Raw genomic sequence first — 11,720 nt, 5'->3', positions numbered from 1 at the left:
CCGGGTCGACGAGATCAGGTGAAGGACACGGCCGTGTGCCCGAGTGGCTGAGGGGCTGGACTGCAAATCCAGTAACGCGGGTTCGATTCCCGCCACGGCCTCCGAACGGAGCCCGAGACAGGCCCGGGTGGAGCTGACAGTTCAGCTCACCCGGGCCTCGTCCAGCCGCTCCAGAATCCCGTCCACGGTCTCCCCGGCCGTCAACTCCGTGCTGTCCAGCCAGAGTCCGAGCCGCGCCGTCTGCCCACGCAGGACCGCGTCCAGGTCCTCGACCGTCCACGACGTGCCGTAGCCCGTCTTGCCACGGGCGGCCTCGCGGGCGGCGACCGCGTCGGGGCGCGGAGCGAGGACGACGACATACAAGGGGCGGGTGCGCACGAGTTCCACGTACGCCTTCAACTCCGCGCCCAGGGTGACGTCTTGGACAACGGCGACGAAGCCCGCAGCGGCGTACGTGTCGGCCGTCGACGCCGACAGGCGGTAACGAAGGTGGAGTTGAGCCTCCCCCTCACCCCCGGCCTCCCCCTCGTACGCCACCCCACCCGAGACGATCATCCGGCGAAAGGCGTCCCCACGTACGTGCACGGCCTTCGGCAGCCGCTCGGCCAGCGCCTGCGCGACCGTGGACTTGCCGGACGCCATGATGCCCGTGAGGACGACGACGGCGCCCTCGGGCACGGTCACGTCGCGACCGCCGCCTGGGGGCGGATCGGGAGGCGGTTGACCGGGCGGCCCGTCGCCGCGCGGACCGCGGAGGCGATGGCCGCGGGGGACGTCACGACGGGGACCGCGCTGGCCGCCTTCGCGCCGAAGGGGGCCACGACGTCCCGCTCCTCCACCAGCTTCACGATGCGGATGTCGGGGGTGTCGAGGGCGGTCGGGAGTGCGTAGCCCGTGAGGTCCGGGTGGCGGACGATGCCGCGCGGCGTGCGGAGGTTCTCGGTGAGCGCCGCGCCCACGCCCTGGGTGACACCCGCCTCGATACGGGCCTTCAGCTGGGCGGGGTTGAGGATGCGGCCCACGTCCTGGGCGACGGCCAGCTCCACGACGCGGACCGAACCGATCTCGATGTCCACGTCCACCACCGCGCGGATCGCGCAGAACGCCATGCCCACGAAGGCATCGCCCTGCCCGGCCTCGTCCAGCGGCTCGGTCGGGTGCGGGCGGCACTGGGCGGTGGCCCAGAGCTCCTTGCCCTCCAGGGCCTCGGTGACGGTCGTGGACAGCACGCCGTCGTACGAGGTGATCTTGCCGTCGGTGATCTGGAGCAGCTCGGTGGACATGCCGAACTTGTGCGCCAGGGGCTGCAGGAGCTGCGTGCGGACCATCTTCGCCGCCCGTTCCACCGCGCCGCCCGACACCCACGTGTGGCGGCCGCGGCAGCTCGGCCCGGCGGGCGGCTGGTCGGTGTCGACGGGGGCGACCCGCACGTCCTCGATGCCGAGCGTCTCCTGGACGATCTGGCGGGCCAGGGTGGTGAAGCCCTGGCCGGTCTCGACGGCCGCGCAGATCACCGTCGCCATGCCGTCGTGGACCTTCACGGTGGCCGTGGAGACCTCGTCCGTGCCCTCGGCGCCGAGGAGCTGGACCATGCCGAGGCCGTAGCCGACGCCCCGGCGCACGGCGGCGGGTTCGCCCGCGCCCTCGGGGCCGCCGGGCAGCAGCCACTCGTCCTCGGGGGTGTCCTTGGGCAGCTCGGGGAGCGGGAAGTCCCGTACGGCGGCGAGGAGTTCGGCCACCGGGGCGGGGCACGTCACGGTCTGGCCGGTGGGCAGGATGTCGCCGGTCGCCATGGCGTTGCGCATCCGCAGCTCGGCCGGGTCGACGCCCAGCTTCTTGGCGATCTTGTCCATCTGCGCCTCGTACGCGGCGCACACCTGGAGCGCGCCCTCGCCGCGCACATGCCCGGAGGGCGGGTTGTTCGTACGGACCGCCCAGCCCTCGATGAAGGCGTTCGGCACCACGTACGGACCGCAGGCGAAGGAGACCGCGGCGGCCAGCGCCTCCGACGACGTGTCCGCGTACGCGCCCGCGTCGAGCAGGATCTGTGCCTCCACCTTGACCAGCCGGCCCTCGGCGTCCGCGTGGTGGCGGTAGCGCAGGAGCGTCGGGTGGCGGTGGGCGTGGCTGAGGAAGGACTCCTCACGGGTCGCGGTGAGCTTGACCGGGCAGCCCGTCCGCAACGCCAAGAGCCCGAGCGGGAGTTGGAAGCCGGCGTCCTCACGGTCGGCGGTCGCGCCCGGCACGCCGGTGACGACCACCTTCACGCGTTCCGGGGCGAGGCCGTAGCAGGCGGCGGCCCGGTCGCGGTCGGCGTGCGGGTCGGTGGACGCGACGTACAGCTCCACTCCCCCGTCGGGGCGCGGCACCGCGAGGCCCGCCTCCGCGCCGATCGGCGCCGGGTCCTGGCGGCCGATGCGGTACAGGCCCTCGACGACGAGCTCGCCCGCCGCCTCCGGGTCGCCGTGCCGCAGCGGGATGTGACGGATGAGGTTGCCGTCGGGGTGCAGCGGTTCGGCCTCGAAGGCCTTCTCGGGGTCGGTGACCGGTTCGAGCACCTCGTACTCGACGATGACGGCGGCGGCCGCCATCCGCGCGGTGTCCGGGTGGTCGGCGGCCACGGCGGCGATGGGCTCGCCGTGGTGGCGTACGACATCGGAGGCGAAGACCGGGCGGTCCGCGGTCCTGCGGCCGTGCAGCGGCTCGCCCGGGACGTCCTCGTGGGTGACGACGGCGTGCACGCCCGGCATCTCAAGGGCGTGGCTGGTGTCGATGGAGACGATGCGGGCGTGCGCGTGCGGGGAACGCAGGACCGCCGCCCACAGCAGGCCCTCGGCCCACAGGTCGGCGGCGTAGGGGAAGGTGCCCTCCGTCTTCACGCGGGACTCCGCGGACGGCAGCGACGCGCCGATGCCGTGCGGCGGCTGCCCGGGCCCGTCGGGGGCGGCGGTGGGCGCGGTCGCGGTGCCGGCTTCGGTGGTCACGCGTGGCCTCCGTCCTGGCCGTAGGGGCCCTGCGGTTCTTCGTAGGCACTCTGGTGGACACCGCCGGCACCCGGGCCCGCCTGGTGCGGGATGCGGGCGGTGTCCGGGTGCTCGTGCTGGTTGTGGTTCTGGCGCTGCTCGTGGTCGTCCTGTGCCGAGGACTCGGCGGCGGCCGCGGACGTCGCCTCGCGCTCGGCCACGACCTCGCGCACGGCGTCGAGCACGCCTCGGTAGCCGGAGCAGCGGCAGAGGTTGCCGCAGAGCGCGCGGCGGGTCTCCAGGTCGCTGGGGGCGGGGTTGCCCTCAAGGAGGTCGTGCACGGTCATGGCCATGCCCGGCACGCAGAAGCCGCACTGCACGGCTCCGCACGCGGCGAGCGCGCGCTGCACGTCGGAGGGCTGTCCGTCGGCGGCCAGGCCCTCGACGGTACGGACCTCGCTGCCCGCGGTGGTCGCGGCGGGGACCAGGCAGGAGGCGACGAGGCGTCCGTCCACCTGGACGTTGCAGGCCCCGCACTCGCCCTGCGAGCAGCCGTCCTTGGCTCCGGCGAGGCCGAGCCGCTCACGCAGGACGTAGAGCAGCGACTCGCCGATCCAGGCGTCGGTGACGGGCCGGTCGGTGCCGTTCACGCTGAGGACGTAGGAGACGAGGGGGTGGTCGTCGTGGAGGGGGTTGGGCGCGATGACGGGGTCGTCGGAGCCGTCGGACGCCTCCGCCTCCGCCTCCGCCACCTCTTGTGGCTCGTGCGGCTCCTGCGCGTCCCGTGGCTCCTGCGGCTCCTGCGGCTCCTGTGCCGCAGCTTCGGCCGGGTCGCTGCCGCTGGGCTCGACCGCCTCGGCGGTCACGTCCGCCTCGCCGGTCACGTCGTCGGCCGCGACCGTCGGCTCCGGTCCGGCCGCGGGCTCCGCGGCGGCTTCGGCGTGCTCTCGGGGCGCGGCTTCGGGGGTGGGCCCGGGGGCCGACTCGGGGGCGACGTCCGTGACGGGTTCGGCGACAGCCTCGGGGGTGGTCTCCGGCACGGCTTCGAGGTGGGTTTCCGGGGCGGCCTCGGGCCCAACCTCCGGCACCGCTTCGAGGTGGGTTCCCGGGGCGGCCTCGGGCCCAGCCTCCCGCACGGCTTCGAGGCCGGATCCCGAGGCGGCCTCGGGCCCGGTCTCCTGCACCGCTTCGAGGTGGGATTCCGAGACGGCCTCGGGGCTGAACTCCGGGGCGACTTCGGAGGCGAACCCCAGGGCGGCCTCGGGGGCGAAGCCCGGGGCGGTCTCGGGGGCGAAGCCCGGGGCAGCCTCGGGGGCCGTGCCGAGCACGCCGACGTGCTCGGCGGCGGCTTCGAACTCGTCCGCCGGCTCCGACGACTCAAGGATGTCGGCGATCTCCGCGGCCTCGACGGCTTCCCGCGCGGCCTCGACGGCCTCCGCCGCCTCCACGGCGTGGGCCGCCTCCGCCGCGAGAGCGGCCTCCGCGGCCTTCGCCGCCTCCGCGCCGGACCGTCCGGCGGGCGGCACGCTGATCGCCCTCAGCAGCGTCGTCTGCTCGAACCGGCTCTCCTGCGGTGTCTCCTGACGGTGCTCGACAGGAGCCTGTTCGGCGGGGACCTGCTCGGCAGGGGCGTGCGCGGTGGTCTCCTGCGGCTGCGTGCCCCAGGGCGCACCGGCTCCCGCCCCCGTCGCCCACGGCGCGGGCGCGCCGCCGGGCAGGGTGGCGGGGGGTGTGCCGCCCCACTGGGCCGTCAGCGAAGACGCCGTGTACTCACCGGACTCGTCCGGCAGCTCCCCGTCGGCGACGGGGATGGACCACTGCCCGGTGACATCGGAAGGAGCGGGAGCGGGGGCGGGGGCCGCGGGCGCCTGCCCGTACTGGTGGTGTCCGTAGCCCTGCTCGTACCCCTGCTCGTACGTCTCCTGCTCGTACGTCCCCTGCTCGTACCCCTGCCCGAAAGGCTGCTGCAGCCCCGCGGCCTCCGCCTCGCCGAAGCTCCACTGGCCGGTCGCCCGCGGGTCGTACGGGTGCGCCTCCGGCTGCTGCTCCTGCACCGTGTCCGCGTCGGGCCAGCGCACCGCGCGGCCGCCGCCGGCCGCGCCCGTGACCTCGGGAGGCATGACCCAGGCGCCGGTGGCGGCCGGGTCGGTGGCGTCGGCGGTGGTGGGGGTGACCGTTATCTGCGGCGGTACGTAACCGTGTCCCGGGGCGGCGAGCGGGGCGTCCAGCATGCCCTCGGGGAGCTGCACGAACGCCGTGGCGTCGGAGTCGTACTCGCCCTGCGGGTGCGGCTGCCAGCCGCCGCCGTTGTGGGTGTTCTGGTCGTCGCTCACGACAGCGCCCTCCCCAGTGCTCGTCGGGCCAGCGCGGCGACGGTGCGCCGCAGATGCAGTACGGCGGGCGCCAGCGGCTGTTCGGTGCCGTCGGCCGCCGGGGGGTGGTCCGGGATGCAGGCGGACGCGACGTACTCGCCGAAGGCGGTGACCGCCTCCGGGACGAGGCTGCCGCGCTCGCCGTCCCAGTCGATCAGTGAGGCCACCCACTCCTCGGCCTCCAGCGGCCGCAGCGGCATCGGCGCGATGGCGCCGACCGCGCACCGCACACCGCGCCGCGCGGGGTCGAGGACCAGCGCGACGGATGCCGTGGCCCGGCCGGGGCCGGTGCGTCCGGTCGCCTTGAGGAAGACCTGGGGGGCGTGCAGGAGCGGTACGCGCACGAAGCCGATGAGCTCGCCGGGGCGGAGCATCTCCATGCCGGCGAGGAGGTGCGAGACGGGGATCTCGCGGCGGGCGCCGCCGGGGCCGGCGATGATCAGCACGGCTTCGAGTGCGGCGAGGACGGGCAGCGCGTCGCCGGTCGGCGCGGCCGACGCGATGTTGCCGCCGAGGGTGCCGGCATTGCGGATCTGGGGCGGTCCCGCGGCGCGCGCGGCGGCGGCCAGGGCGGGGATCAGCGCGGCGAAGTCGGGGCGTCCCATGCGCGCGTGCGTGAGACCGGCGCCGAGCAGGGCGTGACCGTCCTGGTACTGCCAGCCGCGGATCTCGTTGATGCGGCCGAGGCCGACGAGCGCGGCGGGCCGCAATTGTCCTGAGTTGACCGATGTCATGAGGTCCGTGCCGCCGGCGACGGGCACGGCGGCGGGCATGGCGGCGAGCGCCGCCACGGCCTCGTCCAGCGTGGCGGGCAGCTTCACCGATTGCGGTGTCTGTGCCGCCTGCGGTGCGTGCGTGCTCAAAACCGGCTGCCCCTTCCCGATGTCCGGCCGCGTGCTCCACGTACATCCATCGCGTATGTGAAGTGCTCGCCGTTTCGCGACGTGTCACCGTTACGCCTGTTCCGCCGTACGGTACGTGCTCACAACCCGGACGTGGCAACTCTGGCACATCTTCCCCGGGCCCCGACGCGGGGGTCCGCTAGGAGGCATTCGTCCCCAGACCAGGGGGATATGCCGTTTTCGCACGGCTTCCGGCGGCCCATGCTCCCGGCACGGACCGCCGGGAGCACGCACCCCGGAGCTTCCTCACACGTTCGGGGGCGACCCCTCGATCGGGCGTCCGAGCACGCCGGGGCGCTGGTGTCGCGGCAGCGGGCCGCTCGGCGGGCGGTAGTCGACGCCGAGGGCGTCAAGTCGGGCGTAGTGGGCGGTCATTCGCTGTTCGAAGTCGGCGAAGTCACGTTCGGCCGGGGCGGGCAGCCGCCGCCACGCCACCTCGCTGAAGGCCGCGAGGCGCGGGAACACCTGGTAGTCGACGCGCGCCTGGTTCTCCATCACCTCGGTCCAGACGTTGGCCTGGGTGCCGAGGACGTGGGCCGCCTCCTCCTCGGTGAGCTCGGCGGGGACGGGCTCGAAGCGGTAGACGTCCTCCAGGGTGCGGACGTAGGCGATGGGCATGGGCTCGTCGGGGCCGCCGTCCTCGCGGAAGTTCAAGTACACCTGCTGCTCGGGGCACATGACGACGTCGTGGCCCGCCTTGGCCGCGTCGATGCCGCCTTGGTAGCCGCGCCACGAGGAGACGGTGGCACCCTCGGCGAGGCCGCCCTCCAGGATCTCGTCCCAGCCGATGAGCCGGCGCCCGCGCGCGGTGAGCCAGCGGTCGAAGTGCCGGATGAACCAGCTCTGCAGCCCGTCCTCGTCACCGACCCCCAGCTCCTTGATGCGGGCCTGCGCGGCGGGCGAGGCCTTCCACTGGTCCTTGGGGCACTCGTCGCCGCCGACGTGGACGAAGGTGGAGGGGAAGAGGTCGAGGATCTCCTCGAAGACGCCTTCGTAGAAGCGGAGTACATCCTCCGTCGGGGCGAGGACGTTCGGGCTGACGCCCCAGGAGTCCCAGACGGTCATCGCCTCGGTGTCGACGACATCGCTGTTGCCGAGGTACGGGTAGGCGGTGATCGCGGCCTGCGAGTGGCCCGGGATGTCGACCTCGGGGACGACGGTGATGTGCAGGGAGTCCGCGTACGCGACGATCTCGCGGATGTCGTCCTGCGTGTAGTAACCGCCGTGCGGGTACTCCTGCCAGAGCGGCGAGGCGCGGTGGCCCCACCTCGTGCGGGAACGCCAGGAGCCGACCTCGGTCAGCCTGGGGTGGCGCTTGATCTCCACGCGCCACCCCTGGTCGTCGGTGAGGTGGAAGTGGAAGACGTTGAGCTTGTGGGCGGCGAGCAGATCGAGGTAGCGCAGGACCCCGTCCTTCGGCATGAAGTGCCGTGACACGTCGAGCATCATGCCGCGCCAGCCGAAGCGCGGGGCGTCCTCGACGACACCGGCCGGGACGGCGTACTCGGCACCGGACCGCAGCCGCGCGCGGCGGAAGGCGTCGGGGCCGAGGAGCTGGCGCAGCGTCTGGGCGCCCCAGAAGACGCCGGCGCCCGCGCCGCCGCGGATCTCGACGCGGTCGCTGTCGACGGTGAGTTTGTACGCCTCCGGCTCCAGGGAGTCGTCGACGTACAGGGAGAGGGAGTTGACCGCGCCCTCGGGTCCGTCGCGGAGCGGCAGGCCGAGCGCGGGGCCGAGCGTGGCACGCAGCCACCGCTCGGTGGACCCGGTGCCGGGGCCGGCCCAGACGGTGGTGGAGGCGTCGATGACGAAGGAAGAGCTCTGCGTGGCCTCGGCGCGTGCGGGCGCCGGGAGGAGTTGCCCAAAGGTCATGGCGCCCAAGGCTGTCACGCGATTGCGCGACGCAAAAGGGGCGTTGCGGCAGGCGCAACGCCCCTGGGGCGAAGAGGTCTCACAAGGGACGAAAGCTACTTCTTGCCGTCCTTGCCGCCCTTGTCCTTGTCGCCGCCGGCGCCCATGGACTCGTAGATCTCCTTGCACATGGGACAGACGGGGTACTTCTTCGGATCGCGGCCGGGGACCCACACCTTGCCGCAGAGCGCGACGACGGGCGTGCCGTCGAGCGCGCTCGCCATGATCTTGTCCTTCTGGACGTAGTGCGCATAGCGCTCGTGGTCGCCGTCACCGTGCGACACCTGCGGCGTCGGCTCTACGAGGGTCCCCGTACCTGCCCCGCGCTCGGGCTCGGGCTCAAGAGTGCTCATAAGGGCCAAGGGTACTCACGCGCGCGCCGTCCCGGCATCGGCCGTGCCTACCGGTTGACCGTTCGTATCGTGCGGGCCCGCTGTGGCTGGTCGCGCAGTTCCCCGCGCCCCTGGGGTATCCCGTGGTGCGGCCTCACGTTCGACCCGGGTGCAGGGGTCTTGCTCAGGGGCGCGGGGAACTGCGCGACCAGCCCCCACCGGCCCGCAGGCGGACGGAATCCCCATCCCGCGCGCCCCGCGCAGCGGACAGATGGAGGACAAGGCCCGCCAGGGCCACCGCGGCCGCCGCCCACGGCAGCGCACGCGGCGCGAGCCCCGCCGCGAGGGCGATCCCGGCGACGCCGGAGCCGACCGCGCTGCCCAGGTAGAGGGCGGAGTTGTTGAGGGCCAGGGCAACCGTCCCGCGCTCGGCGCGCAACGCGAGCAGCCGGTGCTGCTGAGGGACCTGGAAGGCCCACCCCGCCGCACCCCACACGACGAGCGCCGGATACGCGGCGGCCCCCAGCAGCGGCAGGACGGCGATCGCGACGGTCAGGGTCGAGACGATGCCCGTCACCAGGAGGACCACCCGGCCCGTACGGTCCACCAGCGGCCCCGCGACCAGACTGCCCAGCACACCGCCGATCCCCCACGCCCACAGGTAAGGCGCCACCGCGCCCTCCCCCACGCCGCCCGCCGAGTCGAGCACCGGCGCGAGATACGTGTAGAGGCCGAGGCTCGCCACCGCGCCCAGGAAGGAGACGCCCACGATCGGCAGCACCTTCCGGTCGGTGAGCGCCCCGAGCCGCGCCCGCACCGGCACCGGCGGCTCGGCGGGCACCTCGGGCAGCCCCACCGCGAGGCCCAGGAGAGCGACCGCGCCGAGGCCCGTCACCAGCCACATCGTGGCCCGCCACGACGTGTGGTCGGCGAGCAGCACCCCCAGCGGCACACCGAGCACCGTGCCCGAACTCATCCCGCCCATCACCAGCGCGAGCGCCCGCCCGCGCCGCTCCGGCCCCGCCAGCGAGGCGGCGGCCGCCGTGGACAGCGCGGAGTAGACCCCGGCGCCCACCCCCGCCACCGCGCGGGCGGCGAGCAGCACGGCGAGGCCGGGGGCGAGCGCCGTGAGCCCGTTGCCGAGCGTGAAGACGGCCAGCGCGGCGACGATCAGCACGCGCGGCCGCACTCCGGACAGCAGCCCGGCGACGAGCGGCGCGCTCACCGCGTACGCGAGGGTGAAGACGGTGACCATCTGCCCGGCGAGCGAGACGGTCGTCCCGAGGTCGTCGGCGACCACCGGCAACAGCCCCGCCATCACATAGGCGTCGAGCCCCAGCGTGAAGGACCCCAACATCAGCAACCACACCTTGCGCACGGCTTTCAGCTCCCCTGCTCCCTGACGGCGAGTGGGAAACGTAGGCAGCCTCCGTATGCGGAGAGAAATGCCCGCGGCGCCCATTTATGCTCGGGCGGCATGAACCAAGGACCGGACGAGGGACTGCACGAGGTGCTGGACAGAGGACCGGGCGGGGTCGAGCTGCGCCACCTGCGCGGATTCCTCGCCGTGGCCGACGAGCTGAGCTTCACGCACGCCGCCGCCGTCCTGCGCGTCGGCCAGCCCGCGCTGACGCGGACCGTGCGGGCCCTGGAGGACGCCCTCGGCACGCGCCTCCTGGAGCGGACGACGCGGCGCGTCGAGCTCACCGATGCCGGGTGCCGGCTGCGCGACGAGCTCGCGCCGCTGCTGTCCCGGATCGACACCGCGCTGCGGGGCGCGGGCAGCGAGCCCCCGGTCCTGCGGCTCGGCTTCACCTCGCTGCTGCCCGAGGCCTGCGCGGAGCTCGCCCACGCCTTCAAGGCGGCGACCGGCGCGGGCGTGCGGCTGGTGCGCCGCGACGAACCGCTCGCCGGGCTCACGTCGGGCGCGTGCGACGTCGCGGTCGTACGGGGCGACGTCCCGTCCGGCGCGCCGGTCCGCACCCGTGTGCTGCTGCACGAGCCGCGCGTCGCCGTCGTCGCGCGCGGCGCCGCGGAGCTCGCGGGCCGCCGCGTCGTCGACTGGGCGGAGCTCGCGGACGTGCCGCTGGTCGTGAACACCGTCACCGGCACGACACGGCCCGATCTGTGGCCGGCCGCCCGCCGCCCGCGCCTCGCCTGCACCGCCGACAACTTCGACGAGTGGCTGGAAGCGGTCGCGGCGGGCCACGGAGTGGGGGTGGCGCCGGAGCCGGTGGCCCGCAGGCACTCCCACCCGTCCCTGCGCTACGTACGCCTGAAGAACGCCCCGCCCGTCGCCGTACACCTGGCGATCCCGGCGAGGGACGCGCACCCGCTGGCCGAGCGGTACCTGCGCAGCGCCGGACAGTGCGCCGGAGAAGCCGCGGAACGCGCCGGCCGGCAGGCCGGTCGGCGTACCGGTCAGTTCAGCGACGCGTCGTCCGGATAGGTCGCCACCATCGCGAGCTCGCTGCGCTGGCGCCGCAGCACCGCACGCCACAGCCGCTCCGGATCGGGCGACGACACGTCGCCGGGCTCGGACTCGACCACGTACCAGGCGCCGTCCGCCAGCTCGGTCTCCAGCTGACCCGGGCCCCAGCCCGAGTAACCGGCGAAGATCCGCAGCGACCCGAGAGCCGAGGCGAGGAGCTCCGGCGGGGCCTCCAGATCGACGAGGCCGATCGCGCCGTGCACGCGCCGGAAGCCGACCGGGTCCCGTCTGCCCGCCCGCGACCTGGTGCCCTCCGACATCTCCTCGTCGCCGGGGATCACCGCGACGCCGAGCGCCGAGTCCAGCGAGACGGGGCCGCCCTGGAAGACGACGCCCGGCGTGCCGGCGAGCTCTCCCCAGCCCTCCAGGATGTCGGCGACGTCCACCGGCGTCGGACGGTTCAGGACCACGCCGAGCGAGCCCTCCTCGTCGTGGTCGAGGAGCAGCACCACCGCGCGGTCGAAGTTCGGGTCCGCCAGGGCCGGTGTGGCCACGAGCAGCCGCCCTGTGAGCGAGGACACCTCGGTCATGGTCCACATGATCCCGCATATTCGCCCGGCGCGGGGAGCCAATGCGCATACCGGAGTGAACGCAGCTCAGGGCCCGGAGCGGCCGATGGAACGCCAGCGAGAGACGGTGACCCGGAGTGTCCGGTTCCGTACGGTTCGTGTTGTCGCGAACTCATGACGTGCTTTGCACGCCCTTGCCCTTACGGAAGGGGGGTACGCGGCCATTACGCTTGCCCTTTG

General features: G+C 73.9%; 9 protein-coding genes and 1 tRNA gene. 2 read left to right on the top strand and 8 right to left on the bottom strand.

Translation table 11 applies throughout. The annotated features are described in order from the left end of the window. The first annotated feature begins 29 nt into the window (after positions 1-29). Positions 30-101, top strand: a tRNA-Cys gene (locus tag AB0H82_RS00325). Between the two features lie 40 nt (positions 102-141). Here the strand turns inward: AB0H82_RS00325 and AB0H82_RS00320 are convergent. From AB0H82_RS00320 to AB0H82_RS00290, 7 genes are all read right to left on the bottom strand, one after another. After that, positions 142-642 carry an AAA family ATPase gene (locus AB0H82_RS00320; protein WP_362987691.1) on the bottom strand — a complete coding sequence of 167 codons (501 nt, stop codon included), beginning with the start codon at positions 640-642 and terminating at the stop codon, positions 142-144. Between the two features lie 38 nt (positions 643-680). Then, positions 681-2,984, bottom strand: a complete 2,304-nt coding sequence (locus tag AB0H82_RS00315) for a molybdopterin cofactor-binding domain-containing protein (protein WP_362987141.1) — start codon at positions 2,982-2,984, stop codon at positions 681-683. Continuing rightward, on the bottom strand, positions 2,981-5,296 hold the full coding sequence (locus AB0H82_RS00310) for a 2Fe-2S iron-sulfur cluster-binding protein (RefSeq protein ID WP_362987139.1): 2,316 nt from the start codon (positions 5,294-5,296) through the stop codon (positions 2,981-2,983). The genes AB0H82_RS00315 and AB0H82_RS00310 overlap by 4 nt, the downstream gene beginning before the upstream one ends. Next, a complete protein-coding gene (locus tag AB0H82_RS00305) occupies positions 5,293-6,198 on the bottom strand; it encodes an FAD binding domain-containing protein (RefSeq protein ID WP_362987137.1) in 906 nt (301 codons plus the stop codon). The genes AB0H82_RS00310 and AB0H82_RS00305 overlap by 4 nt, the downstream gene beginning before the upstream one ends. Positions 6,199-6,483: 285 nt before the next feature. Further along, entirely contained in the window at positions 6,484-8,109 is a 1,626-nt protein-coding gene (locus AB0H82_RS00300; protein WP_362987135.1) for a beta-N-acetylhexosaminidase, read from the bottom strand. A 95-nt stretch (positions 8,110-8,204) separates the two neighbouring features. Next, positions 8,205-8,501 (bottom strand): DUF3039 domain-containing protein, encoded by a 297-nt coding sequence (locus AB0H82_RS00295; RefSeq protein ID WP_033263869.1) that lies wholly within the window; start codon positions 8,499-8,501, stop codon positions 8,205-8,207. 163 nt (positions 8,502-8,664) lie between these two features. Next, a complete protein-coding gene (locus AB0H82_RS00290) occupies positions 8,665-9,858 on the bottom strand; it encodes an MFS transporter (RefSeq protein WP_362987133.1) in 1,194 nt (397 codons plus the stop codon). A 99-nt stretch (positions 9,859-9,957) separates the two neighbouring features. On the opposite strand from AB0H82_RS00290, the gene AB0H82_RS00285 reads away from it, so the two are divergent. Further along, a complete protein-coding gene (locus AB0H82_RS00285; protein ID WP_362987131.1) occupies positions 9,958-10,929 on the top strand; it encodes a LysR family transcriptional regulator in 972 nt (323 codons plus the stop codon). Here the strand turns inward: AB0H82_RS00285 and AB0H82_RS00280 are convergent. After that, entirely contained in the window at positions 10,902-11,501 is a 600-nt protein-coding gene (locus AB0H82_RS00280) for a YqgE/AlgH family protein (RefSeq protein ID WP_362987129.1), read from the bottom strand. The genes AB0H82_RS00285 and AB0H82_RS00280 overlap by 28 nt on opposite strands. Between the last annotated feature and the right edge of the window lie 219 nt (positions 11,502-11,720).

Origin of the sequence: Streptomyces sp. NPDC050732, from assembly GCF_040654255.1 — a bacterium.
Lineage (GTDB): Bacteria > Actinomycetota > Actinomycetes > Streptomycetales > Streptomycetaceae > Streptomyces.
Note: the sequence above shows the minus strand (reverse complement) of the source record. Positions and strands in the feature narration are given on the sequence as shown.

What these genes read in the sequence shown, in the direction of transcription:
- AB0H82_RS00320 (WP_362987691.1), bottom strand. Translation starts at nt 642, where the DNA reads ATGGCGTCCGGCAAGTCCACGGTCGCGCAGGCGCTGGCCGAGCGGCTG.
- AB0H82_RS00300 (WP_362987135.1), bottom strand. Translation starts at nt 8,109, where the DNA reads ATGACCTTTGGGCAACTCCTCCCGGCGCCCGCACGCGCCGAGGCCACG.
- AB0H82_RS00295 (WP_033263869.1), bottom strand. Translation starts at nt 8,501, where the DNA reads ATGAGCACTCTTGAGCCCGAGCCCGAGCGCGGGGCAGGTACGGGGACC.
- AB0H82_RS00285 (WP_362987131.1), top strand. Translation starts at nt 9,958, where the DNA reads ATGAACCAAGGACCGGACGAGGGACTGCACGAGGTGCTGGACAGAGGA.
- AB0H82_RS00280 (WP_362987129.1), bottom strand. Translation starts at nt 11,501, where the DNA reads ATGACCGAGGTGTCCTCGCTCACAGGGCGGCTGCTCGTGGCCACACCG.